Source organism: Lawsonibacter sp. LCP25S3_E2 (assembly GCF_052117285.1).
Lineage (GTDB): Bacteria > Bacillota > Clostridia > Oscillospirales > Oscillospiraceae > Lawsonibacter.
Window position 1 is genome coordinate 169670 of the sequence record NZ_JBQKJL010000001.1, and the last position, 25844, is coordinate 195513.

Genomic DNA, 25844 nt, shown 5'->3' on the forward strand with positions numbered 1-25844 from the left:
TATTTACAGGCGTTATCCAGCAAAATCCGCAGTTTCCGCTGCCTCCTTCCTGAATTCCATTCCGTATAGCGGTCTAACCTTTCAAAACCCTCAAATCAAGCCTCTGCAGCAGCTACGCTGCGCTTGATCTGCATCAGCACAAGCACCAGACTGATTCCCAGCAGAATATGGCCGATCCCGGCAATGCCGGAAATTGCCGCATCCATACCGGAGGAAAGCGTAGTCCCCAGAACCTGAGTCACACCCCGTACCACAAACATCACCGCAGTCAGATTCAGGCCAACCTGATAGGCAGCCAGGATCCGGCCAGTTTTGGCATCGGTAAAGGAAAAGCTCTTTTCCAGTAGCAGCAGCAACAGGAAAAACACCATCCCCAGCAGAAAGTAATGGGTATGGACCACCCCCAGGGTGGTTTTTGCGGTAAAGCCGTTGAATTTGGTAAATTCCCGGTAAAACACGCCGCCAACCATGGCCAGAACAGCGTACAGCAGGGCCAGATTCATATAGCGCTTCATCTTCATTCCTCCTTTATTTACACTCTTTTTTCATGGCAAAGTAGCCGATGAGAACCGTCCACACATAGGCACAGGTCTTGGGGATCATCAGCATCCCGATCATGGGGACGGCATCGGCCCACAGCACCACCGGGATGTAGAAGCCAAAGCTCAATACGATGGTCAGCCACATCCAGCGAAACGCCCGATCTCGCCGCGCCTTTGCGCTGCGGTAGAACAGCACGATGACCAGCAGGCCCAGCAGAGCAAAGGGGATGTTGCGGTAGATGCCCCAGGAAAGGGGCGCGGCCGCGCTGAGCCACTGGTTCTGGGGCAGCATGCACAGAGCGATCCGTACACCCGCCAGAGCATATACGGCAGCCGTCAGGCCATTTTCCCCCTTGATCTGATACCGCTTCCGCCACACATAGTAGAGCAGCACATAGAAAATCGTCATGGTGACCGAGGTGATCCATTTGCCCAGCCCCAGGGGGACGGTATAGTTCTCCAACCCCGTGGTACACAGCGCCACGGCCCGGGGGATCAGATGAAAGGAATCCCCCGCTCCCAGCACCACAGCCATCCAGCCGAACAGCTTAAACTGGCGGTCTCCCTTGCTTCCCCGAATCATCACCACTCCGATGGTGATAACCAAAATCAGATAGACCGCATCAAACAAGGTTTCTACAATTGCCTGCATCGCTTACTCTCCTTCATACTTCATTTTGAACGCTGTCACCGGCCATCACCGCTTTGCCAAAGTTACGTCCAAACAAGACTCCCGCCAGCAAAAGGGAAGCACCCAGGCCGGTATAAAAGACGGCGATAAACTGCTCCGGGGCCAGTCCGCTCAAGCGCAGGCCGATCCCGCCGGACATCATGACCGCCATGACCGCAAAGGCTTTTCCATCAAAAAATTTAAGAAAAAAATGCCGCTCTTCTCCATAGGAACGAATCCTGGCGGTATGCTTTTTCACCAGCTTTCCAAAGATAAATTTTTGAAACACAGCAAAGACCAGAACAGACAACAGGAAATTCAGCACAGACCGGTAAGACGGATATGCGGTCAGCCCTATGCGCAGAATGTTAAAGCCTGCCGCGCTCCACACCAAACAGGCAAGGAGCAGCAAGGTATTTCGTTTTACTTTCATAGATTACCTCCTTTAACTGAACATTGTTCATTTTCTGGAATAAAAAATTCCCACCCCATAGTGGGAATTTTAATAAAGGGTCCTGCGGACAATTTCCAGCACAGCACTTGGGTCGTAGTCCTGGCGCAGCAGGGCGGACAGCATTAGGGAAAACAGGACATCTGCAAATTGCTCCGCAGTAAAGTGCTCCGTGAACGCATCCGGGCGGACGTTCCGATCCCGCTTCAAGACGGAACACAGTCCCTCTAAAATATGCTGCCAAGTTTGCTGCATCCGCCGTCTCCCATCCGACTTATCCTCCCGCATAAATCCCAGAGAGTGGAGGGTAAAAAAGCCGGGATACTGCTTGCAGCCATATTCCATTCTCCCATACATCCAGATGATACAGGCCTGTGTGTCTTGAAACACCGCCCCATCTTCCGGGCGGTGAAAAATCTCACACCAGACACTTTCTACCGTGGCCCCCACCAGTGCCGCTTTCGAATCGAAATAATTGTAGATCGACCCCACCGATACGCCGCAGGAAGCAGCCACCGAGCGAATGCTGACCGCTGACCAGCCCTGCTCTCGGATCAGCTCCCGGCTGGTTTTTAAAATTTCCTCTTTTGATGTGACAACCGTATTCATCCCATCACCCCAATATGAACATTGTTCATTATAGAATGTGAACTATGGTTTGTCAATTTAAAAATGCCGTGCGCTGGAAACAATCCCTTCTGCGTGTGGCAAAATTAACATCTTACAGTGCTGCGACCGTTCAGCGGCCATTTCCACCCATGTAAAATCCCACTTGAAACAAGCCGCCAGCCAAAATAAATTGGCTGGCGGCTCGTTTTGTTTGAACCTTTTGGGGCCGATATCCCAGGTCCCTCTCTTTTTTGTCCCGCTGCGGCGGCCGGATGATTTTCTCAGGCCAGAGCGGCGGTGATGATGGCCATGGAGTAGACCTCCTGGGCGTTGCAGCCGCGGCTCAGGTCATTGATGGGGGCATTCAGACCCAGCAGAATGGGGCCGTAGGCCTCAAAGGAGCCCAGACGCTGGGCAATCTTGTAGCCGATGTTGCCGGCGTTGATGTCGGGGAAGATGAAGGTGTTGGCGTAGCCGGCCACCTTGGAGCCCTTGCACTTGGTCTGGGCCACACGGGGGGAGACGGCGGCGTCAAACTGCAGCTCGCCCTCGATAGGCACGTTGGGCATGGCCAGCTTAGCTTTCTCGGCGGCGTTGCGCATCTTGTCCACGTCCTCACCCTTGCCGGAACCCAGAGTGGAGTAGCTGAGGAAGGCAACCTTCGGCTCGATGCCGAAGATCTTGGCGCAGGAGACGGTCTCAGAGGCGATCTCCACCAGCTCGTCCTCGTTGGGCTTGATGTTGATGGCGCAGTCGGCCATGGCCAGCACATCGTTGTCGCCGGTGGCAGAGGGACGCACCAGAATGAAGCAAGAGGACACGATGGAGTTGCCGGGCTTGGTCTTGACCAGCTGCAGGGCGGGACGGACGGTGTCGGCGGTGGAGTAGGTGGCGCCGCCCAGCAGGGCGTCAGCCTCACCCATGGCCACCAGCATGGTGCCGAAGTAGTTGCCCTTCTTCAGCATGGCGCGGCACTCGTCAGCGGTCATCTTGCCCTTGCGCAGCTCCACCATACGCTGCACCATGGCCTCCATATCCTCATAGGTCTCAGGATCAATGATAATGGCACCCCGAATGTTGAAGCCAGCTTCCTCCGCGGCGGCCAGAATCTCCTGCTCATTGCCAATGAGGATGGGAGTCAGGAACGTACCAGACAGCAGGCGGGCAGAAGCCTCCAGGATCCGGGGGTCAGTACCTTCGGTAAAGACGATCTTGCGGGGATGGGCTTTCAAAATGTCAATGAGTTTTTTAAACATAAAAATTCCCTCCAACTCAAAAAAATAGGTGCGGCAGCACACCTCTTTCTGGTGTTTATCCTAGCATTTCCTGTGTTAAAATGCAAGGGACTTACCACGGTTTTCTTTCCTGGATTTATGAAATTTTTCCCCAAACCTACAAAATTATTTTTAATTTTTCTCTTTACGGGGGGTATTGCTTTCAGTTATACTATACAAAGTGTATTTCAAGTGTCTCCCGCTGGAGGCGGCCCCCGCCCCCTCTGGCGCAGAAATCGTTGAGGTGAGAAAGTTTGAACGCAGAATTTCCCCGCACCCTCTCCCTGCTCCGGCAGGAGAAGGGGGTCAGCCAGCGCGCCGCCGCCGCCGCCCTGGGCATCTCCCAGGCCCTGCTCAGCCACTATGAAAATGGTATCCGGGAACCGGGGCTGTCCTTTGTGGTCAAGGCCTGTGATTATTATGGCGTATCCGCGGACTTTTTATTGGGCCGCACCCTCAGCCGGGACGGCACCACCATTGCCGCCGAGGAGCTCTACGATCTCAGTGACGAAAAGGGAAACTCCCTGAAGGGGAGCGTTTTGGCCATGCTCAGCAAAAAGCTGCTGGTGAACTCCATCGGCGCGCTGTTCGACCTGCTGTCCAAAACCGGCAACCGGGAGGCCATCCAGGCCAGCGCCAACTACCTGTCCACCGGGGTCTATCAGATCTACCGGCGGCTCTACCAGGCCAGCCCCAGCTATAACCCCGACTTTTTCTCGGTCTCTCCCCGGCACTTTGCGGCGGGCCTGGCGGATGCCGATATGAAATGCGACCTGGCTGAGCTGGAGGACGCCCTGGCCGCCCAAATCAAAGAGAAAGCCCCCATGCCCGACATGGGACACGAGGCACTCTCCCAGAATTATCCGGTGCTCTACCAGTCCCTCTACCAGCTCATCCACGGGGCCGGGGAACGCATCAATGGTCTGATGGCCGCCCGGCACAGCAAATAATCCATACCCACGGAGGATCTAACCTATGACTGATCAATCCAAAATCCGTAATTTTTCTATCATCGCCCACATTGACCACGGCAAATCCACCCTGTCCGACCGGCTCATTGAGCTGTGCGGCGCGGTGACCGAGCGGCAGATGGAGTCCCAGCTGCTGGACAACATGGACCTGGAGCGGGAGCGGGGCATCACCATCAAGGCCCGTGCCGTCCGCCTGGACTACAAGGCCCAGGACGGAGAGGTTTACCACCTCAATCTTATCGACACTCCGGGCCATGTGGACTTCAACTACGAGGTCTCCCGTTCTCTGGCGGCCTGCGAGGGTGCGGTGCTCATTGTAGACGCCTCCCAGGGCATCGAGGCCCAGACCCTGGCCAACACCTACCTGGCCATGGAGCACGACCTGGAGATCCTGCCCGTCATCAACAAGATCGACCTGCCCGCCGCCGACCCCCAGCGGGTGAAGGAGGAAGTGGAGAACATCCTTGCCCTCCCCGCCCAGGACGCCCCGGAGATTTCTGCCAAAATGGGCATCAACATCCCGGCGGTGCTGGAGGACATTGTCCATAACATCCCCGCCCCCACCGGCGACTCCGCCGCCCCCCTGAAGGCTCTGGTCTTTGACAGCCAGTATGACCCCTATGTGGGCGTCATCGTCTACTTCCGCATTATGGAAGGCACCCTGAAAAAGGGAATGAACGTAAAGATGATGGCCTCCGGGGCCAGCTACCAGGTGCTGGACTGCGGCTATCTCAAGCCCCTGGGCATGGAGTCCTGCGGGGAGCTGACCGCCGGCGAGGTAGGCTGGTTCACCGCCTCCATCAAAAATGTGAAGGATACACGGGTGGGCGACACCATCACCGGCGTGGAGTGCCCCGCTGAAGAGGCTCTCCCCGGCTACCGTCCCGCCCAGCCCATGGTCTACTGCGGCATCTACACCGAGGACGGCTCCAAGTACCCCGACCTGCGGGACGCCCTGGAAAAGCTTCAGCTCAACGACGCCTCCCTCTCCTTTGAGCCCGAGTCCTCCGTAGCCCTGGGCTTCGGCTTCCGCTGCGGCTTTTTGGGCATGCTCCATATGGAGATCATCCAGGAGCGGCTGGAGCGTGAGTTCGATCTGGACCTGGTCACCACATTACCTTCCGTAATATACGAGGTCACAAAAACGGACGGTACTGTGGTTCGGGTAGATAACCCCCACAACTACCCCGATCCCGGCTCCATTGCCGAGGCACGGGAGCCCTATGCCAAAGTGTCTATCATCTCTCCCCCGGACTATGTGGGCAACATCATGCCCATGTGCCAGGAGCGCCGGGGAATCTTTAAGGATATGCAGTACCTGGACACCAACCTGGTGGAGCTGCACTACTCTATGCCCATCGGAGAGATCATCTACGACTTCTTTGACGCCTTGAAGGCCCGCACCAAGGGGTATGCCTCCCTGGACTATGAGCTGGAGGGCTATGAGAAGAGCGACCTGGTGAAGGTGGACCTGCTTCTCAACGGCGACCAGGTGGACGCCCTGAGCTTTATTGTCCACCGGGAGAAGGCCTATCCCCGTGCCCGGCGGATCTGCGAGAAGCTGAAGGAGAACATTCCCCGCCAGCTCTTTGAGGTGCCCGTCCAGGCGGCCATCGGCGGCAAGATCATTGCCCGTGAAACGGTGAAGGCCATGCGCAAGGATGTGCTGGCCAAATGCTACGGCGGCGATATCACCCGAAAGAAGAAGCTGCTGGAGAAGCAAAAGGAAGGCAAGAAGAAAATGCGTACCCTGGGTACCGTTCAGTTGCCCACCGAAGCCTTTATGGCAGTACTCAAGCTGGACGAAGAATAAAAATTATGGGGTGGCCCAAATGGGCCGCCCCTTTTTATTGCCTTTTGAATCATATCCCCTCCCCCTCCCCCATAGGATAGAGATAGGACAAGGAGGGGACAAAACGATGGCAAACCGCGAGGAACGAACTTCCAGCATGTTCGGCCCCGGCCTGCGGGCCGTGGTGACGGTGGCTCTGCTGCTGGCCGCAGTCCTATTTTTTCTTCCCCTGCTGACACTGAGCGGACAGCCCCTCTATCAGCGGGAGGCGACGGACACAGAACTGGGTGAGGCCACCCTCCCCATTGACCGGACCATCACCACTTCCTCCGCTCGGGACAAGGGCCGGGCGGTACGGCTAAAAACCGACGAGGGAGAAGTGGTGGAGCTGACCATGGCGGAATACCTGTGGGGGGTCGTGGCCGCGGAGATGCCCGCCTCCTTTGAGGAGGAGGCCCTGAAGGCCCAGGCCTGCGCCGCCCGGACCTACACCGTTACCCGCCAGAATCACCCCTCCGACAAGCATCCCGATGCCGACATCTGCGGCGACAGCACCTGCTGTCAGGCCTATATTGACCGCGCGGACGCAGAGGCCCGTTGGGGACTGAACGCCCAGGAGTACGCGGGAAAAATTGAACGGGCCGTGGCCGAAACGGACGGCCTGGGTATTCTCTATAATGGCCAGCCCATCCAGGCCTTGTTCTTCTCCTCCGCCGCGGGAAAAACGGTGGACGCGGTGGAGGTGTGGGGCAACTCCGTGGACTACTTAAAGAGCGTGGACAGCCCCGAGGGGGATGAGGTTCCCAACTACCACACCCAGGCCTCTTTTTCCGCCGACGAGGTGAAATCCCTCACTCTGGCTGCCTACCCTGGGGCGGATCTGTCCGGCGAAGCCTCCGGTTGGTTTGGCAAGGCCAGCCGAAACGACGGCGGCGGGGTCATCTCCATCCCGCTGGGGGGCGTGACCCTCACCGGGAGCCAGGTGCGCTCCCTGTTTTCCCTGCGCTCGGCCACTTTTACCGTGTCTTATGCCGAGGGAACCTTTACCTTTGACGTCACCGGCTACGGCCACGGGGTAGGCATGAGCCAATATGGCGCCAATGCCATGGCCAAGGAGGGGAGCTCCTTCCGGGATATCCTCACCTGGTACTACACCGGGGCCCAGGTGGATTCCCTGTGGTAGCCTTTTTTCAGGGGCTTCCCTTCTGATTTTGGAGGGGAAGCCCCTGTTTTTCCGCAAAAACCTGCGGCTGGAAGTATGAATAAATCTTGACATCAAAGCTGGTTGCCTTTACAATATAAGCAGGACAAATATGAAAAACTTTGGGGATGTTTTTCAGTTGTCGCAAGGGTAAAGGGGCAGTCCTCGCTCCGCGCTCTTGCGGCTTTTATCTGCACTTTTCGCGGCTGTCCGCCGCAGCATTTTAATTTTTTGGAGGTGTAACAGACCAAAATGGAATTTTTGCCCTATATCATCGAGGCGGTCGTCTGTATCGCCCTTGCCGGTGTAGTAGGTGCTCTGTTCGGTTGGAATCGGCGCAAGGCCACTGCGGAGCGTGAGATTGGCTCTGCGGAGGATGAAGCCACTCGCATTGTAAACGAGGCTTATAAAAGCGCGGAAAACAAAAAGCGCGAAGCGCTGCTGGAGGCCAAGGAGGAGATCCTGAAGGCCAAAAACGACTACGAGCGCGAGGAAAAAGAGCGCCGGGCCGACCTGCAGAAACAGGAGCGGCGCCTGCAGCAAAAGGAAGAAAACCTGGACCGTAAAACCGAGAACATCGAGAAGAAAGAAGAACAGCTCTCCGCTAAGCTCTCCAAGCTGGACGCCAGCCAGGCCCAGGTGGACGAGCTGAAGCAGAAGCAGACCGAGGAGCTGGAGCGTATCTCCGGCTTTACCGCTGCCGAGGCAAAGAATTACCTGCTCAAGCAGCTGGAAGAGGACGTCACCCACGAGTCGGCCATGAAGATCAAGGAGATCGAGGCCCGGTTCAAGGATGAGGCCGACACCAAGGCCCGTGAGATCATCTCCCTGGCCATTCAGCGCTGTGCTGCCGACCATGTGGCCGAGGCCACCGTTTCCGTGGTTCCCCTGCCCAACGATGAGATGAAGGGCCGGATCATCGGCCGCGAGGGCCGCAACATCCGTACCCTGGAGACCCTCACCGGCGTGGACCTGATCATTGACGACACGCCTGAGGCCATCACCGTCTCCTGCTTTGACCCCGTCCGCCGGGAGATCGCCCGGCTGGCCCTGGAGAAGCTTATTCTGGACGGCCGTATCCACCCCGCCCGCATTGAGGAAATGGTGGAGAAGGCCAAGCGCGAGGTAGACGCCGTCATCAAGGCGGAAGGCGAGCGCGCCATTTTCGAAACCAATGTCCACGGCCTGCACCCGGAGCTGGTGAAGCTCCTGGGCCGGATGCGCTACCGCACCAGCTACGGCCAGAACGTGCTCAACCACTCCATCGAGGTTTCCCATGTGGCCGGCCTGCTGGCCGCCGAGATCGGCGCCAATGTGGCCGAGGCCAAGCGCGCCGGTCTGCTCCACGACCTGGGCAAGTCCATCGACCATGAGGTGGAGGGCTCCCACGTGCAGATCGGCGTGGAGCTGGCCCGGAAGTACCGGGAGAGCGAGAACGTTATCCACGCCATTCAGGCCCACCACAACGATGTGGAGCCTAAGACTGTAGTTGCCTGCCTGGTTCAGGCGGCTGACGCCATCTCCGCCGCCCGCCCCGGCGCCCGGCGCGAGAATTTGGAGAACTATATCAAGCGGCTGGAGACCCTGGAGGAGATCACCTCCTCTTTCAACGGCGTAGAAAAGTCCTTCGCCATTCAGGCCGGCCGCGAGGTGCGTATCATGATCAAGCCCGAGGTCATCAGCGAGGACCAGATGGTCCTGCTGGCACGGGAGATCGCCAAGAAAATCGAGGACGAGCTGGAGTACCCCGGCCAGATCAAGGTCCACCTGCTTCGGGAGACCAAGGCCATCGAGTACGCCAAATAAGAAAGCCCTGCATATGCAGAATCGGGACGCCCCCCAGCGTCCCGATTTTTTATGCCTTATTTTGTTCCTGCATGATGGCAATGTTTTTGACGATCAGTTCCCGCTGCTCACGGGAGAGGGTGCGAAAGCGCCGGACCATGTCCCGTTCCCCCTCAGACAGCTCCATGGGCGGATAGGGCAGGTCGGTGAGGCCCACCAGATAGTCCATGCTGAGCCCCGTCCGCTTGGCAAACTGGACCAAAATGTCCACCGTGATCTCGTTTCGTCCAGTCATGTAATGGCTCATCATCGCTTCCGTCACATGAAATTCTTTTGCCAGCGTCTTTTGCAAAATGTCATGGTCGGTGATCCATTCTTTCATTCTTGACCCATAGTGCATTCTATACCACTTCTTTTATGTCTCATTCTGCTTCTGCATAATGGCAATGTTTTTGACGATCAGCTCCCGCTGCTCACGGGAGAGGGTGCGAAAGCACCGAACCATGTCCTGTTCCCCCTCAGACAGAGCCATAGGTGGCTGGGGCAGGTCGGTGAGGCCGTACAAATAATCTGTGGATACGTGGAAATACTCCGCAAACTCTTTCACGCACCAGGCCGGCATACGATATTTTCCTGTCATATAGGTACTCATGGTTGATTCTGACACATGGAACCGTTCTGCCAGTTTCTTTTGCGTGGTATCATTATCCTCAATCAAATTTTTAATCCGCTGCCTTAATTCCATACCGGCTCACCTCTAAAGCCAGTATGCTTGATTTCCAAATTTTCTTTCTAAAAATTCAGCTTTTTTGAATTTTTATTTTGAATACCAAAATTCGACATGTTTCTCTTATCAAATATGATATTCTCCTGTCGAATAAAAAAGGGCGCCGCCAAAAGGCGGCGCCCCTTAGGGAACGGTGGTGAATTACTTGTGATCCACGCTGTACATGTGCTCGATCAGCTCCAGAACCTTGTTGGAGTAGCCGATCTCGTTGTCGTACCAGGAAACGACCTTCACGAAGGTGTCGGTCAGAGCGATGCCGGCGTCGGCGTCGAAGATGGAGGTGCGGGTGTCGCCCAGGAAGTCGGAGGACACGACGGCCTCGTCGGTGTAACCCAGAACGCCCTTCAGCTCGCCCTCGGAAGCGGCCTTCATGGCGGCGCAGATCTCCTCGTACTTGGCGGGCTTGGCCAGGTTGACAGTCAGGTCAACCACGGACACGTCCAGGGTGGGAACACGCATGGACATACCGGTCAGCTTGCCGTTCAGCTCGGGGATGACCTTGCCCACGGCCTTGGCGGCGCCGGTGGAGGAGGGGATGATGTTGCCGGTGGCAGCACGGCCGCCGCGCCAATCCTTCAGAGAAGGACCGTCAACGGTCTTCTGGGTGGCGGTGACGGAGTGCACGGTGGTCATCAGACCCTCGGTGATGCCCCAGTTGTCGTTCAGAACCTTGGCGATGGGGGCCAGGCAGTTGGTGGTGCAGGAGGCGTTGGACACGAAGTTCATGTCGGTGGTGTACTTGTCCAGGTTCACGCCGCACACGAACATGGGGGTGTCGTCCTTGGAGGGAGCGGACATAACAACCTTCTTGGCGCCGGCGTCCAGGTGGCCCTGAGCCTTCTCCTTGGTCAGGAACAGGCCGGTGGACTCCACCACGTACTCAGCACCCAGCTTGCCCCAGGGCAGGTCGGCGGGGTTGCGCTCGGCGGAGACAGGGATCTCCTTGCCGTTGACCACGATGGCAGTGTCGGTGCTGCTGATCTCAGCGTCGCACTTGCCGTGCATGGTATCGTACTTCAGCATATAAGCCAGATACTCGGCGGGGCACAGGTCGTTGATGCCCACGATCTCGATCTCGGGGTGATTCAGGCTGGCGCGGAACACCATACGGCCGATACGGCCAAAGCCATTGATGCCAACTTTGATGCTCATATGAATTACTCCTTCTTCCATTTGATTCGTGATAACCCACGATTACAGGGTCTATTATACCCTTTTTTATACTTTTTTCATAGTGTATTTTTACATAGTTTTCCCGGTAAATTTAAATGAATTTTATCCATGAATTGATAATTTTTTTCTGCCATTCCTAAAACCCATGTTTTTTAAAGTTTTTCCCATTTCCTCTCTTGTGGGCAATGGCAAATTTTGATATACTGGATTATAGTTTTGTTTTGTGCCCCGCGGCGCATGATAGAAATAGAAATCAACTGCATTGGCCGGTTTTTTCGGCCGGAGGATACCACTATGTCTGAATCCATCCTGTCCCTGCTGGACAGTTTCCCCGAAGGGGTAATCCAGGTCCGTCAGGGCATGGTATACCGGGCCAATCCCATGGCCCGCCACTATCTGCCCCAGCTCAGCGAGGGCGCGCCTTTGCCGGAGTGTCTGGTGCTCCCCAAAAACGCCACCACCGGGGCGGGCTCTTTCACCTTTGGCCCCACCAGCTATACCTTTAGCTGCGCGTTGGCCCAGGGGGATATCATCGTCTTTTTCCGTCCCGCCCCCCAAACTGCCCTCACCGGCGCCCAGCTGGACGGGGCACTGCAGCAGCTGCGGAGCTTTTTGGGCGAATTTCTGGCTGAGGTAGGCCCCCTTACCCAGGGCGGTGAGGAAGGTGCTCACTTGCCCTCCGCCGCCTTTGGGAAGAGCTTCCACCGGGCCTTCCGTCTGGTGGGAAATTTGGAATATATGCAGCAGAGCGCCACGGGCAGCGTCCCCTTCCAGAGCTCCAGCCTGGACCTGGACGGGCTGTGCCGCCAGGTGGTGGAGCAGGCCAGAGGCCCGCTGGAGGCCGCTGGGATCGCCCTGGACTACGAGGGAGAGGGCGGCGGTCTTCTGATCCCCGGAGACAGCGCCCTGCTCAAGCGCCTCATTCTGGGCCTGATGGCCAACTCTGCCCGTGCCACCCAGGAGGGGCGGATCACGCTCGCCCTGCGCCGCGCCGGCAGCCGGGCTCTGCTCACCCTGTCCGACAATGGCCCCCTGCCCGACCAGCGGCAGCTGGAGGCTATGCTCCAGCAGGGTGCCAGCCAGGACATTCCCCTGCCCTCCCAGGGGGCGGGGCTGGGCCTGTCCATCGCCCGTGATATCGTGGCGCTGCACCATGGTTCCCTGCTCATCCAGTGGGGACAGTCCTCCCCCACGGTAGTCGTCTCCCTGCCCACCGGCCCCCTGGACCCCCGAACCACCGTGGGTACTCCCCGTGTACAGCGGGACGGCGGCCTGGACCCGGTGCTGGTGGAGCTGTCGGACGTGCTGCCCGCCCAGCTCTTTTCCCTGGACAGCCTGGATTGACCCGCCCAGGGCTTGACTGCCCCGTTGGCTGGCGGTAAAATTGGAACGGAATGCAACCAATATTTGGATAGATAAGGAGAGACCAAATATGTCCAAGGTGGGCTTTGACAACGAAAAATACCTGACCACCCAGTCCCAGCACATCCGGGACCGAATCGCCCAGTTCGGCGGCAAGCTGTATCTGGAATTCGGCGGGAAGCTGTTTGACGACTACCATGCCTCCCGTGTGCTGCCCGGTTTTGAGCCGGACAGCAAAATCCGTATGCTGGAGCAGCTGAAGGACAACGCCGAGATCATCATTGTCATCAACGCCGGGGACATTGAGAAGAACAAGGTCCGCGGCGATCTGGGCATCACCTATGACAGCGATGTACTGCGCCTTGTGGATGTCTTCCGGGGCCGCGGCCTGCTGGTGGACAGCGTGGTGGTCTCCCAGTACAAGGGCCAGCCCACCGCCGATGCCTTCCAGGCCCGGCTGGAGGAATTGGGGCTGAAGGTCTACCGCCATTACACCATCGAGGGCTACCCCCACAACATTTCCAAAATCGTCAGCGACGAGGGCTTTGGCAAAAACGACTACATCCACACCACCCGTCCTTTGGTGGTGGTCACCGCTCCCGGCCCCGGCAGCGGAAAGATGGCTACTTGTCTCTCTCAGCTCTACCACGAGCATAAGCGGGGCATTGTGGCAGGCTACGCCAAGTTTGAGACCTTCCCCATCTGGAACCTTCCCCTGAAGCACCCGGTGAACCTGGCCTATGAGGCCGCCACCGCCGATCTGGACGACGTGAATATGATCGACCCCTTCCATCTCCAGGCCTATGGAGAGACCACGGTAAACTACAACCGGGATGTAGAGGTGTTCCCCGTCCTGTCCGCCATGTTTGAAAAGATCACCGGCTGCTGTCCCTATAAATCCCCCACTGATATGGGGGTCAATATGGCCGGCAACTGCATCACTGACGACCAGGCCTGCCAGGATGCCGCCCGGCAGGAGATCATCCGCCGGTACTACGATGCCCTGTGCGACCGCCGCCAGGGAAAGGGCTCGGAAAATACGGTGTACAAGCTGGAGCTGCTCATGCAGCAGGCGGGTGTCACCACCGAGATCCGTCCCGTCATTGCCCAGGCCAACCAGCTGGCAGAGAAGACCGGCGAGCCCGCCATGGCCATCGAGCTGCCTGACGGCTCCATTGTCACCGGCAAGACCTCCGAGCTGATGGGCTGCTCCGCCGCTGCCCTGCTCAATGCCCTGAAAAAGCTGGCCAACGCCGGGGGACACGGCGTCCATCTCATCGCTCAGAGCGCCATCGAGCCCATCCAGACCGTCAAAGTCAAGCACCTGGGCTCCACCAACCCCCGCCTGCACAGCGATGAAATTCTCATCGCCCTGGCCTCCTCCGCCAACGCGGTGCCCAAAGCCGCCCAGGCTCTGGAGCAGCTGGCCAAATTGAAGGGCTGCCAGGCCCACTGTTCGGTCATCGTCTCCCCCGCCGATGAGGTGACCTACCGCAAACTGGGCATTCAGCTCACCTGTGAGCCCCAGTATCAGACCAACAAGCTCTATCACCGATAAGCAGAGAAAACGCCGCCTCCGGAGCAAAGCCTCCGGAGGCGGCGTTCTTTGTTTGATGGGATTTACTTAAACCGCACCGCGGTCCCGTAGGCAATGACCTCAGCGGCCCCCTGCATAACGGCAGAGGAGCCGTAGCGGATGTTGATCACCGCATCCGCGCCCAGGCCCTCGGCATCGTCCACCATGCGTTTCATGGCGATCTGGCGGGCCTCATTGAGCATCTCGGTGTAACTGGTGATCTCGCCGCCCACCAGAGTCTTCATACCGGCCATAAAGTCCTTGCCGAAGTTTTTGGACTGGACCACAGTGCCCTTCACCAGGCCCAGCACTTCCAGCTCTTTTCCAGGAATGTAGTCAATGTTTACCAGCAGCATAGTTATTTCCTCCTTCAATCGATCTGACTTTAATATTTTCGCGCTTCCTCCATTTCCCCTTTTTCAATTTCCCGCAGCCGCTGCCGCAGTACTATAAACGAAAATGGCAGGGTGATCAGGTCCAGCACCGCCACAAAAAGCAGCAGATTGTCCAGCCACGCCCGGACGGTGAGGCAGCGAAGGCCCAACAGCACCGCCACGGACAGCAGCTGGACCACCACATGGGTCACCACGCCCCGGATGGCCTCCTTCCGTTCCCGGCGCTTGGCGGGCTCAGTATTTTTTGGCCTCGTCCTCCTCACCTCCTTGGATCTCTTTCCAACGCTGATAGAGGGCCACAATGACCCCCACCGCCACCGCCAAATACATCAGGGCACAGAAGAAAATGATGGCCGTGGCCAGCCCGTGGGTGCTTCCTCCAAAGTATCCGGCCACCAAAGCGGCGGTCAGCAGGAGCATAAGAGCCGCCACCAAAACCGTAACGACTACAGCTGCGCCAAAGTCCTTTCCCTTAGTAGTTTTTCGCATCGTTTTCTTCTCCCCTCTGAATTTCCCGAATGCGCTGCATAAGCGCCAGGAGCACCCCCAGAATCACCGCCGCCGGGATGGCCATGAGCACAATCAGCAGCGGCAGAGGCGGCGCGTCCTGGGGATCCGCGGCAAAGGCCCAGGCCATCAGGGCAATAATGCCCACCATGAGGGCACACATCAGCACGGCCACCACAATGGCCCCCGCATATCGAATGGGCCGGGTGTCTCCCTGCTGCTTGTTTTTAAAGGTCATCCCCGTGCGCTCCAGCTGCTCCATCTCCTCCAGCAGCGCCCCCGCGTCCAGGGCATCCAGCCGCTCCTCCCGGTCCTTCAGGGCCCGGCAGAACTCTATGGACTGCTCCAGACCGCGCCGCTCCCGCTCCAGGGTCACCAGATGGCGGCGCATACCGTCGCCGATGGTACTGCTCCCCGCCTGCATGCGGCGGATCTCCTCCAGGGGGAGGCCCAGCTTGCGCAGCAGCTTGATCTGCCGCAGAGCCTCCACCTCCTCCGGGCCATAGTCCCGGTAACCGTTCTCACTGTTGCGCCGGGGAGCCAGCAGCCCCTGGGCCTCATAAAAACGGATATTCTTTTTGGTGATGCCCACCTGGGCCTCCACCTCGTTGATCTTCACGGGGTCATTCCTCCCTTTTCACACACAGGATACACCTTCCACCTGGGGGAAGGTCAAGTATTTTTGCAAAAAATATTCGTTCCACCTGGGGGAGGATGACTCGCCGGGAAAAAATATCCCCGGCCGGAGCCGGGGATATCGGTCAAAGCTTGATAAACTGCTCCATTTCCAGTACAAAGACTGTGGCGCCGCCCACCTCAATTTTGATGGGCGTGCAGCCCAGGTTCCAGGCAGGTACACCGCCCGTCCCGTGGGGGGCGATGATCTCCGTCTCAGCACGCTTGGCACAGTTCTCTTTCAAAATCTCCAGAACGTGCTCCACCTGGTCATTTTCCGCACCGATCATCAGCGTGGTATTGCCATCCCGGAGGAAACCACCGGTACTGGCCAGCTTGGTCACACCGATGTGAGACTGGGCCAGGCCCTCAATGGCCATGTTGGCATCCTTATCCCGAATCACCGCAAAAATCAGTTTCATATAGAGTTCCTCCTTTAGCCAATGTACCGGAGCGTTTCCGTCCCCCAGGGGGATCCGTCCGGCCTTTATGATCGCATAGTTCCTCGCTGTGGGTATGAATCTTATTACGCTTTTCCTAAGACGATCTCCAATACCTCAAGCCGGTCCCCCTCCACCCGGAAGCGAACTTCCCAGGCGCCAAAGGCCATCCCATAGACCCGCTGGGGGTCCTCCTGGTACTGGGGCCGGGGGTCCTGGGCCAAAACGCCCCGCAGCGCTCCCCGCTTCTCCTGGGGGATCTGCTCCAGCAGGTGCTGGGGAATCTCCACCTGGAGGCTGGGCTCCTTGGGCTGGGAGGCAAAGCCTCCCGTAGCCTGGGGCTTGCAGTCGGCATAGGGCAGGTAGGGCTTGATGTCGTAAATGGGGGTCCCGTCCATCAGATCGGCTCCCGCCACCACCAGCACCGGCCCAAACTTGGAGTCCTGCTCCAGCTTCACCAACCTGACGCAGGACAGACCGATGGGATTGGGCCGGAAGGGAGAACGGGTGGCAAACACCCCCAGGCGGGTATTTCCGCCCAGCCGGGGCGGGCGCACCGTGGGGGACCAGGGCTTCCCCTTCGCCTTGGAGAACTCCCAGATGAGCCACAGGTGAGAAAACCCCTCCAGCCCCCGGAAAGCGGCGGGCTGCCGGTATTCCGGCTCAAAGACGATCCGGGCTGTCAGCTCCTCCACCAGGCCGCTCTGCCGGGGAATGCCGAATTTTTCCGGAAAATCACTCCGGATATGGGCAATCGCCTGAATGCAGCTGTCGTCCATCGCCCTCCCCTTTCGTCTGTTGATGATTTAAATTAGTATAGCATCCTCCGCCCCCACGGTCAAGGCCGGAATCCTGCTCCCCACACAGGAAAGACCGGCGCCGCGTTTGCAGCGCCGGTCCGTGAGATGCGTATATCCTTAAAATTCCAGCTTGCCCTGGGCAATACACGCTCCGCTCTTACGGTCAAAGAGCATGATATTGTCTCCGGTGATGGACAGGGGCACCTTTGCGCCGATGGTGAACAGGGAGCTTCCAAAAATCACGCCTGTAAGCAGGAAATCGTCAATGCGCACCTTAATGGTGGACTCCATGCCTGTGGGCATAGCGCCGTAGATCTCCCCCTCCAGGGCCCCGCTGTCCACAATGTCCAGAAATTCCGGACGAATGCCCAGCACCAGGTCCTGGTTGGTGATGACCGGCTCCTCCTGGAGGGAGTCGTCTTGCTCCTCCACCTTGGCCACATGGTAGCGGAAGGTCTCATCCTTGTTGCCCTTTTCCACATAGGACTTCTCCGCCGCCTTCTTTTTGTGCTCCTCCTCCCGTGCCGCTGCCTGGGCGTCCCGCTGACTAAACCACCCCTCCAGATCCAGGGGGACAGTGGGGCGGAAGGTGGCCCGGCGCTGGTTGAATACGGTGAGGGACAGGGTGCCGTCAGGGTTCTGCGCTCCCTTGGCCTCCACAAAGTTGATGGCGGGGTTGCCCACAAAGTCGGCCACAAAGAGGTTGGCAGGCTGGTGGTAGACGGTGAGCGGAGCGTCGTATTGCTGGAGCACCCCATTGTTGATGAGACAGATCTGGGTGGCCAGGGTCATGGCCTCCATCTGGTCGTGGGTGACATAGACGAAGGTGGACCCGGTCTCCACATGCAGACGCTGAAGCTCATAGCGCATTTCCAACCGCAGCTTGGCATCCAGGTTGGACAGGGGCTCATCCATAAAGAGCACCGAGGGCTCGGGGGCCAGGGTGCGGGCGATGGCCACGCGCTGCTGCTGGCCGCCGGACAGCTCCGCCGGGTAGCGGTCCATAAACATGCCGATTTTCACGATCCGGGACACCCGGCGCACCGACAGGTCGATCTCCTCCTTGGTGAGCTTCCGGGTCTCCTTGACCACCTGGCCGTTCTGGACCACCTCAAAGTGTTCGTTGAGGTTCTGGCTCTTCCGGGCGGACTCCACCTTGGCCTGGAGGGCCTTGATCTCCCCGGACAGGTCCTTTCCCTCCTCCAGATGGTAGCCAAAAAGCTTTTTGGCGGTGTAGATAGAGATGGTAAAGGCATCGATGAGCTTGATGTAGGCTTTCTTTTCGTCGATCTTGCCCTTCTTGTCCCGGCAGTCCTCCAGGATCTTCACCACTTCTCCGGGATTTTGCAGGATCTCCGCCAGGCGGGCGGCATTTTTGGCCTCAAAGTCCACCTTGGCCATGGGCTCCTTCACGTTGGACAGGCCAAAGGAGATGTTTTCATACACCGTCATGTTGGGCCACAGGGCGTAGTTCTGGAACAAAAAGCCCACCTTGCGCTTGTTAGCGGGAACATTGATGCCCATCTCGCTGTCAAAGACCACCTGGTCGCCAATGGTGATCCGCCCGCTGGTGGGGGTCTCCAGTCCGGCAATCATCCGCAAAGTGGTGGTTTTGCCGCAGCCGGAGGGGCCCAGCAGGGTAACGAAGGAATTGTTCTCAATGACCAGGTCCAGGTCGTCCACGGCGTAGAACTTGCCCCAGCGCTTGGTCACATGTTCTAATCTGATTTCCGGCATAACTTAACCTCCTATTCCCTTGTCCAGGCTGGCCCCGGTGACCTTGTTGACCAGGGTGTTGCACACCAGGATGGTGATGATCAAAATCAGGTTGATGCCGCTGGAGAAGGCGTACAGGCCCATTTCGTCGAAGTAGTCCAGGGTGGTGGAGAGGATGAACCCCTGCACACACAGCAGCATAAACAGGGACAGCTCCCGCAGGCAGGTCATAAAGGGGAGCAGATAGCCGCTGATGATGGACGACTTCTGGATGGGGATGATGATCCGGGTCATCCGCTTGACCCAGGGGATGTTCTGAATGATGGCAGCCTCTTCAATTTCCCCGGACAGCTGCAGCATGGAGTTGAGGGAGCTGCGGCTGGCAAAGGGGATGTACTTGATGGTACCTACAATGATCAGGATGGTATAGGTATTGAAGAGGTTGATTTTCTCACTGGAGAAAAGGATGAAGAAGGCCACGCCCACCGCGATGGAGGGCATGAGATAGGGAAGAAAGGCTACGGAGTTTACATAGTTGGCCCATTTACTTCGCCTGTTTTTCGATACCGCATATCCGATGAGGGTACCCAGGGTGCCCGCCAGCAGGGCACAGCACACGCTGACCCAGATGGTGCCTTTAAAGGCGTTCCAGATGGTCTCGTTGTGGAGAATGCCCTTCTGGCCGTACATGCCGTTTTCCGTCACATTCTCGTCCGTGGTCCACCACTTGGTGGTGAGATTGTCCGGATCCCCGGTGTAAAGGAAGGAGTAGTCTCCGGGGTTGGGCAGGAAGGTCTCAAAGGCAAAGGAGACGATGGGGAAAATGCTGGTAAAGAAGGTGGTCACCACCAGGATGAGGGCGATGACATACTTGCCCACTTTCCCCAGGTTGATCTTGGAGATCTGGCCGGACTTTCCGGTGACGGTGGTGTAGCTCTTACGGCTTTGGAGGCTGAGCTGGTTGAGCAGCATGATCGCCACACCGAAGATCATCATAATAATGGCCAGAATGCTGGCCTCGCCGGTGTACTTGGAGTTCATGGACACGTACTTGGTGGCCAGGGTGGTAAGGCCCAGGTAATGGGGCACGGGGTAGGAGCCCATGGCGCTGCCGAACACCAGCAGGACAGTGGACAAGATGGCGGGTTTGACCATGGGCAGGGTGATACGGCACATGATCCGCCACTTGGGAGTATCCAGAATGGTGGCCGCCTCCTCCAGGTTGGCGTCCATGTTCCGGAAAATGCCGCCGATGAGGATGTAGGCAAAGGGGGCGTAATGGAGGCCCAGCACCACCAGACTGGGGAACAGGCCCTTGCACCACCAGATGGGCATGTTAATGCCCAGGGTGGCGGCCAGCAGGCCGTTGGAGGTCCCGGTGACGGCGTTGGAGTTGAACATGTTCTGCCACACCACCGCCAGCGTCCACTGGGGCATGATGTAGGGGAAGATGAAGATGGAGCTGAGGTATTTCCGCCAGGCCAGATTGGTGCGGGTAATGAGGAAGGCGAACATGCCGCCGAAGAGGATGGCCACCACACAGGTACCCACGGCCAGCCAGATGGTGTTCAGAAGGGGAGTCCACAGGTTGGTCTTGGCCATGGGGCTAGTAAAGAGGTCGATGTAGTTGACTACCGTATATCCCGCACTCTGGCCGGTCAGGTGGGCGTCGATGGTGCCGGGGTGGATTTTAAAGGTGTCCTCCACAATGGCGATAATGGGGGCAACGGTGCTGAAGGTAAGCACAATACCCATCAGCAGCAGGATCACATTGTGGGGCTTGGAGAAAAAGGTCTTGATTTTATTCAGCCGGATAGCGGACGCATTGGCCCGCCGGATCTTCATTTGGTCCATACGATCTCTCCTTTATGCCGGGATGGGAAAGCGCCCTTGGAAGCGGCGGATTTCACCTGCGTCCAAGGGCGCTTTGTATGCCTATGCTCGGAAGTGAGATTCAGCAACGCCCGGGCAGACGGTTGTTCCGGACAAGAGGGGCATCAGCCCGCGCTGTACTTATCCAGCATCTCGATCCAGCTGCCCACGGTGAAGGAGACGGAAGCGCAGTACTCGGGGTCCTCCAGGACCAGCTTGCCGTCGCCCACCCACCAGTCGTAGCCGTGGTCGTTGAGAGCGGCAAACTCCACAGTGGTGCCGTCCTCGGCCATGCCGCCGGTCTGGTGGTGATAGATCTCCTCGTTTTCCGCGGCCACATTGGGGTTGGAGGAATAGCCGCCGATGTCCTTGCCCCAGGCGGAGAAGCCGTCGGCGGTGCAGGTCATGTAGGCGATAAAGGCGCAGGCGGTCCAGGGCAGGGGGCTGTTGTCGGTGACGAACAGGTAGTGGCAGTAGCCAAAGCCGCCCATGCCGGTGTAGCCGTCATTGTAAGCGGCCACGGTGATGTTGTTCTTGGAAACGGAGGCGGACTCCTCCACAGAGCGCAGCTTGGAGTACACGATAAGGCCGAACTGGTCGGTGGCGGACTGGTCCACCAGGGTGTTGCAGATGGGGCCGTCGTCGGTCTGGGCGTTGTAGCTGCCCACCCAGAGCTTGATCCAGGCCAGGGCATACTTGCCGTTCTCGCCCAGGCCCAGGCTCTCCGCCTCAGAGGCCATGGCGTCGATGGTGGGCTGGAAGTAGGCCTGCTCCTCAGCACTGAGGGCCTCGAAGGCCTCCTTCAGCATGGCGGAGTAGTCGTCCCGTGTGAGCATGTACAGGAAGTTCTTGCCTACGATCTCAGAGTCGATGTCCATGAACAGGCCATGCTCGCCCTCGGCCACAAAGTCCCAGCAGTTGTCATAGGTCTTGGAGCCGGTGTTGTTGTACATGAAGATCTTGTTCAGAGTCTGCAGGGGCAGGTAGCCCTTGTACTCCTCGGCGGTGGTACCGTTGGCGTCGGCCCAATCCTTGGGGATAAAGGTGTCCAAAATACCGGTCTGGACCATCTTGGACTCGATCTGGTTGCCGTCCTGAATGAGGGTCATGGCAAAGGTGCCGGTATCCTTCAGGGAGTCGGCGGTGAGCTGATCGAAGATCTTGTTGTTCTTGGGCTGCTGCCACTCAAACTCCATGGTGTAGTTGGGGTCGATGGTCTGCAAGTACTCGATGAACAGGGGCAGGGCGCTCTTGCCGCGGCTGGAGTTGCCCACGCCGTAGAACATCTTGCCGTTGGATTCCTCAATGGCCTTCTTGGCCAGTTCCTCCAGGGTCATGCCCTGGGCCTCCTGGATGATCTTCTGGGTTTCGGTAAGGTCGGTGGGAGTCTGGGTCCCGGCGGAAGTATTTCCACCGGAGGAGGCAGAGCCTCCTGATGATTGGGTACTGGTGTTGCCGCCGCAGGCAACCAGTGCCAGGGTCATGGAAGCGGCCAGGAGCAACGAGACGATCCGTTTCATGGTTTCATATCCTCCTTCATCATTTTCACTAAAACACAGGCCACAAAAAGTGGTCTGTCTGGTTATTTTTATTGTATGCAAAAAATGGCTCCGTGAACAGGGGACAAAACTGCGGTTTTTTGAGTTTCACTGCAATCTTTGTAACTTATGGATGAACTCAAATGCTTTTCTGTGCTATAATAGGTAAAAATTCACAACCCCAACGGTGGGAGAAAGGAGGCAGCGATGGTGAAACAACGGGTGCGGGGGCTGCTGTGTCTGGCTGTGACCTGCAGTCTGCTCCTAGCCGGGTGCACGGCCAGCAGGCCCGTTCCGGCCACATCCGCCTATGCCCCGCCGGAAGAACAGCGGCTGGTGGTCTATACCTCTCACAAAGAGGAGGTATACCAGCCCATCATCAAGGAATTTGAAGCGCGCACGGGCATCTGGGTGGAGCTTGTGGCGGGAGGCACCAACGAGCTGTTGGAGCGCCTGACCCAGGAGGCGGACAGCCCCAAAGCCGACGTGATGTTCGGGGGCGGCGTAGACAGCCTGGAAGCCTATGGCGACTGCTTTACCCCCTATTTCTGCAAGGATTGGCAGCAGCTGACTCCCTCCATGCGCTCAGAGAGCGGACTGTGGACCCCCTTTTCCGCCTTGCCGGTGGTGCTCATCTACAACGCCACCCTGGTCTCTCCGGACCGGATCACCGCCTGGCATGACCTCTTTTCCCCCGCCTGGCAGGGGCGCATCGCCTTCTGTGACCCCAGCATCTCCGGCTCCTCCTTTACTGGCCTGGTCACCCTTCTTTCCGCCATGGGCGGCAATCAGGACAAGACTTTGATGGACTTTGCCGTCAGTCTGGACGGGCGGCAGCTCAGCAGCTCCGGAGATGTGCTCTCCTCGGTGGCCAACGGCACAGACCTTGTGGGCATCACCTTGGAGGAGACCGCTTTAAAGCGGGTAGAGGCCGGAGATGACATTGCTCTGGTCTATCCCAAAGACGGCACCAGCTGCGTCCCCGACGGCTGCGCCATTGTCAAAGACGCCCCTCATTGGAAAAATGCCCAGCAATTCTTAGACTTCATCTCCGGCCAAGACGTACAGCAGCGTATGGAAACCGAGTTTTCCCGCCGGCCCATCCGCTCTTTGCCCCAGGAGGAAACGGTCCTTCTTCCCCTCTCAGACATTCCACTGTTGGATTATGACATCTCCTGGGCCAGCGAGCACCACAACGGCATCCTCATGTCCTGGGCCTTTTACTTTGGAGGGGAGGAGCAGCCATGAAACTGACCCGTTCCTTCCGTACCCGGCTGTTTGTAGGCTTTCTTCTGGCCTCCCTGCTGCCGCTGCTGCTTTGCTCGGCCATGCTGCTGCAAATTTTTCGCCTGCAGATGAATGCCCAGGCCGACAGCGAATCCAACGCACAACTGGACCATGTGATCACCACCCTGGATAGCCTGTATGACGGCTTTCGCCAGACCTCCCAGGCCCTGAAGGCCAATCCTTACATAGCCCCCTCTCTGGCACGGGGACAGACGGACAGTGCTATGGTATACAGCGAGCTGTACAGCGCCACCGAGGGCAGCCGCGCCAACGCCCAGTTTGACCTCTATGACCAGGCGGGAATCTGGCGCTATTCCACCAAAAGTCTCCCTCTCTATCCCCAGCTTCCCACCCAGTGGGGCATTCTTTACGCCGCCCGTCAGACCGACGGACTGGCCTTTGCCCAGGTGGACGGCGGAGAATCCAGCAGCGCCCCGCTCTTTCAGGCCGCCGCAAAACTGACCACCTCCGACGGCCAGGTCGCAGGCTATCTGGTCATCACCATGACCCGTTCCAACTTCCATCAGCTGCTGGACGGCACCTATTCCAGCCAAAACGACCTGCTGCTGCTCAACCAATATTGGCGCCCGGTCTATTCCTCCTTGTCCTCGCTGTCCGACACTCTGGCCCCCCTGCTCCGGGAAAAGCTGTTGGCGGGAGAGCCGCTGTACGGAGAGGGGGACGAATATGCCTATGGAACCGCCCTTCAGGAGGAGATGGGGCTATACGCAGTTCTCCAGCGGCCCCAGGCCCTGAACCAATCCACACGGGGGCTTCTGACCACCGTCACCGCGGGCAGCGCCCTGGTGTGTGTGGGCATCTCCATTCTCATGGGCCTGCGGCTGAGCCGGCAGATGTTCTACCCCATCGAGCGGCTTCACAGCGCCATCGGCGAAGTGGCCCACAACAATCTGGACGTCTATGTCCCTCCCTACCGGGACGATGAGCTGGGGCAGCTGGCCCAGCGCTTCAACGGCATGCTGGTGGCCCTGAAACATAACCAGGAGCAGCTGGTAGAAAACCAGCGGGAACTGAACCAGGCCCAGATCCGTATGCTCCAGGCCCAGCTGAACCCCCACTTTCTCTGCAACACCCTGGACACCATGAAGTGGATCAGCAAAATCAACCAGGTCCCTCAGGTGGCCCTCATGTCCACCAACCTGGCGGACATTCTGCGCTTTTGCATCTCCCCGGAGGAGTTTGTCCCCCTGCACCGGGAGGTGGAAATTTTACAGCGGTATATGGAAATTCAAAAAATCCGCCTTTCCAGCACCTTCTCCTTCCAGGCCGAAATTTCCCCGGAGCTGGAGAGCTGTCTGGTCCCCAAAATGATTCTCCAGCCCATTGTGGAAAATGCCATTCTCCACGGTCTGGAGGGAGTGGAGGACGGCCACATTCTGGTACAGGCGGAGAAGGTGGGGTCCTGTCTGCTGAAGATCATAGTGACCGACAACGGAAAGGGGCTGCCTGCGGATATGACGGGGGCCTACGCCCACCGAAGCCGGGAACTGTCCAGGGGACATTTGGGGCTTTACAATGTAGATACCATTCTTCGAAAATATTACGGGGAGGACTTCGGCCTTTATCTGTCCACAGGCAGCGGGGGCCGGGGCGCGGTGGTCTCCGCCACCCTTCCCCTGCGCTGGGAGGAGGAACCGGAATGCTGAAAGTACTGGTGGTAGAAGACGAGGAAATGATCCGCAAAGGAATTGTACTGGCCGTGGACTGGGCCGCCCTGGACTGTGTGGTGGTGGGGGAGGCCTCCAACGGCGAGGAAGCACTGGCAGCCGTAGAGCGCTACGCCCCCTCCCTCATTATCACCGATTTGAAAATGCCCAAAATGGACGGCATCGAGATGCTCCGGCAGCTGCGGGAACGGGGCAACCGCGCCTATGTGATCATCCTCACCGCCTATGACAGCTTTTCCTACGCCCAAAGCGCTCTGCGCCTGGGCGCGGTGGATTTTCTCCTAAAGCCCTTCCACGACGGAGAGCTGGAGCAGGCCGTACAGGCTCTGCGCCGGCGCATGGAGCTCCAGGAGGGGGACAAGGGCGCGGCGGCGCCTCCCATTCCGGGGCTGAAAAAGGGGGACAAAAGCAAATATGTCCTCCAGGCCATGGACTACATCGGCCAGCACTACCACGACCCCAACATCACGGTGGGAGAAATTGCCCAGCATTTGGGGCTGAGCGAAGGCCACCTCAGTCACACATTTAAGAAAGAGACCGACTATACCCTGCTCAACTACCTTACCCGGTACCGCATTCACAAGGCCATGGAGCTGCTGCGGGACTGCCGGCTGAAAGTATATGAGGTGGCTGAGCAGGTGGGCTACAAGGACATCACCTATTTTTCCTCCACCTTCAAAAAGCTGGTAGGGGTCAGTCCTTCCGAATACCAGGATACCAGTTTATAAGCAGC

At 58.1% G+C, this 25844-nt stretch carries 26 protein-coding genes; 9 read left to right on the forward strand and 17 right to left on the reverse strand.

The features are described from left to right. Positions 1–95: 95 nt before the first annotated feature. From ACTQ3R_RS00930 to pta, 5 genes are all read right to left on the reverse strand, one after another. Positions 96–515, reverse strand: a complete 420-nt coding sequence (locus ACTQ3R_RS00930; RefSeq protein WP_441777569.1) for a DUF2871 domain-containing protein — start codon at positions 513–515, stop codon at positions 96–98. A 13-nt stretch (positions 516–528) separates the two neighbouring features. Further along, entirely contained in the window at positions 529–1194 is a 666-nt protein-coding gene (locus ACTQ3R_RS00935) for a hypothetical protein (RefSeq protein WP_441777568.1), read from the reverse strand. Positions 1195–1207: 13 nt separating this feature from the next. Next, positions 1208–1645 carry a hypothetical protein gene (locus ACTQ3R_RS00940; RefSeq protein WP_441777567.1) on the reverse strand — a complete coding sequence of 146 codons (438 nt, stop codon included), beginning with the start codon at positions 1643–1645 and terminating at the stop codon, positions 1208–1210. 69 nt (positions 1646–1714) lie between these two features. Further along, complete coding sequence (locus ACTQ3R_RS00945) at positions 1715–2272, reverse strand: TetR/AcrR family transcriptional regulator (RefSeq protein WP_441777566.1); 558 nt, start codon at positions 2270–2272, stop codon at positions 1715–1717. Between the two features lie 281 nt (positions 2273–2553). Then, positions 2554–3528 carry a phosphate acetyltransferase gene (gene pta / locus ACTQ3R_RS00950; protein ID WP_441777565.1) on the reverse strand — a complete coding sequence of 325 codons (975 nt, stop codon included), beginning with the start codon at positions 3526–3528 and terminating at the stop codon, positions 2554–2556. 272 nt (positions 3529–3800) lie between these two features. Here pta and ACTQ3R_RS00955 point away from each other — a divergent pair, with 272 nt between their 5' ends. From ACTQ3R_RS00955 to rny, 4 genes are all read left to right on the forward strand, one after another. Continuing rightward, on the forward strand, positions 3801–4496 hold the full coding sequence (locus ACTQ3R_RS00955; protein ID WP_441777564.1) for a helix-turn-helix domain-containing protein: 696 nt from the start codon (positions 3801–3803) through the stop codon (positions 4494–4496). A gap of 25 nt (positions 4497–4521) precedes the next feature. Beyond that, positions 4522–6330 carry a translation elongation factor 4 gene (gene lepA, locus ACTQ3R_RS00960; protein WP_441777563.1) on the forward strand — a complete coding sequence of 603 codons (1809 nt, stop codon included), beginning with the start codon at positions 4522–4524 and terminating at the stop codon, positions 6328–6330. Positions 6331–6436: 106 nt separating this feature from the next. Next, complete coding sequence (spoIID, locus tag ACTQ3R_RS00965; RefSeq protein WP_441777562.1) at positions 6437–7492, forward strand: stage II sporulation protein D; 1056 nt, start codon at positions 6437–6439, stop codon at positions 7490–7492. A gap of 270 nt (positions 7493–7762) precedes the next feature. Continuing rightward, positions 7763–9316 (forward strand): ribonuclease Y, encoded by a 1554-nt coding sequence (gene rny, locus ACTQ3R_RS00970; protein WP_441777561.1) that lies wholly within the window; start codon positions 7763–7765, stop codon positions 9314–9316. Between the two features lie 49 nt (positions 9317–9365). On the opposite strand, the gene ACTQ3R_RS00975 is transcribed toward rny, so the two are convergent. From ACTQ3R_RS00975 to gap, 3 genes are all read right to left on the reverse strand, one after another. Next, positions 9366–9677 (reverse strand): helix-turn-helix domain-containing protein, encoded by a 312-nt coding sequence (locus ACTQ3R_RS00975; RefSeq protein ID WP_441777560.1) that lies wholly within the window; start codon positions 9675–9677, stop codon positions 9366–9368. Positions 9678–9710: 33 nt separating this feature from the next. Beyond that, positions 9711–10040 (reverse strand): helix-turn-helix domain-containing protein, encoded by a 330-nt coding sequence (locus ACTQ3R_RS00980; protein WP_441777559.1) that lies wholly within the window; start codon positions 10038–10040, stop codon positions 9711–9713. Positions 10041–10223: 183 nt separating this feature from the next. Beyond that, positions 10224–11234: a type I glyceraldehyde-3-phosphate dehydrogenase gene (gene gap / locus ACTQ3R_RS00985; protein WP_441777558.1), complete on the reverse strand. Its 1011-nt coding sequence runs from the start codon at positions 11232–11234 to the stop codon at positions 10224–10226. A gap of 315 nt (positions 11235–11549) precedes the next feature. On the opposite strand from gap, the gene ACTQ3R_RS00990 reads away from it, so the two are divergent. Then, on the forward strand, positions 11550–12599 hold the full coding sequence (locus ACTQ3R_RS00990; RefSeq protein ID WP_441777557.1) for a sensor histidine kinase: 1050 nt from the start codon (positions 11550–11552) through the stop codon (positions 12597–12599). Positions 12600–12687: 88 nt separating this feature from the next. Continuing rightward, the gene (locus tag ACTQ3R_RS00995; RefSeq protein ID WP_441777556.1) at positions 12688–14175 is read left to right on the forward strand and encodes a DUF1846 domain-containing protein; all 1488 of its coding nucleotides are present in this window, start codon (positions 12688–12690) and stop codon (positions 14173–14175) included. A gap of 62 nt (positions 14176–14237) precedes the next feature. On the opposite strand, the gene ACTQ3R_RS01000 is transcribed toward ACTQ3R_RS00995, so the two are convergent. The 9 genes from ACTQ3R_RS01000 to ACTQ3R_RS01040 all read right to left on the reverse strand — a co-directional run bounded on the left by ACTQ3R_RS01000 (position 14238) and on the right by ACTQ3R_RS01040 (position 22118). After that, positions 14238–14549 carry a YbjQ family protein gene (locus tag ACTQ3R_RS01000; RefSeq protein ID WP_441777555.1) on the reverse strand — a complete coding sequence of 104 codons (312 nt, stop codon included), beginning with the start codon at positions 14547–14549 and terminating at the stop codon, positions 14238–14240. Between the two features lie 29 nt (positions 14550–14578). Then, positions 14579–14851 carry a hypothetical protein gene (locus ACTQ3R_RS01005; RefSeq protein ID WP_441777554.1) on the reverse strand — a complete coding sequence of 91 codons (273 nt, stop codon included), beginning with the start codon at positions 14849–14851 and terminating at the stop codon, positions 14579–14581. Continuing rightward, entirely contained in the window at positions 14823–15077 is a 255-nt protein-coding gene (locus tag ACTQ3R_RS01010) for a hypothetical protein (protein ID WP_441777553.1), read from the reverse strand. The genes ACTQ3R_RS01005 and ACTQ3R_RS01010 overlap by 29 nt, the downstream gene beginning before the upstream one ends. Next, positions 15061–15714 carry a MerR family transcriptional regulator gene (locus ACTQ3R_RS01015; protein WP_441777552.1) on the reverse strand — a complete coding sequence of 218 codons (654 nt, stop codon included), beginning with the start codon at positions 15712–15714 and terminating at the stop codon, positions 15061–15063. Before ACTQ3R_RS01015 ends, ACTQ3R_RS01010 begins: the two co-directional genes overlap by 17 nt. Before the next feature lie 142 nt (positions 15715–15856). Continuing rightward, complete coding sequence (locus tag ACTQ3R_RS01020; protein ID WP_441777551.1) at positions 15857–16192, reverse strand: cyclic-di-AMP receptor; 336 nt, start codon at positions 16190–16192, stop codon at positions 15857–15859. Positions 16193–16296: 104 nt separating this feature from the next. Next, positions 16297–16989 (reverse strand): tRNA (N6-threonylcarbamoyladenosine(37)-N6)-methyltransferase TrmO, encoded by a 693-nt coding sequence (tsaA, locus tag ACTQ3R_RS01025; RefSeq protein WP_441777550.1) that lies wholly within the window; start codon positions 16987–16989, stop codon positions 16297–16299. Positions 16990–17127: 138 nt separating this feature from the next. Further along, the gene (locus tag ACTQ3R_RS01030; RefSeq protein ID WP_441777549.1) at positions 17128–18747 is read right to left on the reverse strand and encodes an ABC transporter ATP-binding protein; all 1620 of its coding nucleotides are present in this window, start codon (positions 18745–18747) and stop codon (positions 17128–17130) included. Between the two features lie 3 nt (positions 18748–18750). Continuing rightward, positions 18751–20580: an ABC transporter permease gene (locus ACTQ3R_RS01035; protein ID WP_441777548.1), complete on the reverse strand. Its 1830-nt coding sequence runs from the start codon at positions 20578–20580 to the stop codon at positions 18751–18753. Between the two features lie 143 nt (positions 20581–20723). Continuing rightward, positions 20724–22118 carry a hypothetical protein gene (locus ACTQ3R_RS01040; protein ID WP_441777547.1) on the reverse strand — a complete coding sequence of 465 codons (1395 nt, stop codon included), beginning with the start codon at positions 22116–22118 and terminating at the stop codon, positions 20724–20726. Between the two features lie 225 nt (positions 22119–22343). Between ACTQ3R_RS01040 and ACTQ3R_RS01045 the strand changes: the two genes are divergently transcribed. From ACTQ3R_RS01045 to ACTQ3R_RS01055, 3 genes are read left to right on the forward strand one after another with little or no spacing between them, the layout of a single operon-like run. Next, positions 22344–23384 (forward strand): ABC transporter substrate-binding protein, encoded by a 1041-nt coding sequence (locus tag ACTQ3R_RS01045; RefSeq protein ID WP_441777546.1) that lies wholly within the window; start codon positions 22344–22346, stop codon positions 23382–23384. Then, complete coding sequence (locus ACTQ3R_RS01050) at positions 23381–25090, forward strand: histidine kinase (RefSeq protein WP_441777545.1); 1710 nt, start codon at positions 23381–23383, stop codon at positions 25088–25090. Before ACTQ3R_RS01045 ends, ACTQ3R_RS01050 begins: the two co-directional genes overlap by 4 nt. Next, on the forward strand, positions 25084–25839 hold the full coding sequence (locus tag ACTQ3R_RS01055) for a response regulator transcription factor (protein ID WP_441777544.1): 756 nt from the start codon (positions 25084–25086) through the stop codon (positions 25837–25839). Before ACTQ3R_RS01050 ends, ACTQ3R_RS01055 begins: the two co-directional genes overlap by 7 nt. The last annotated feature ends 5 nt before the right edge of the window (positions 25840–25844 follow it).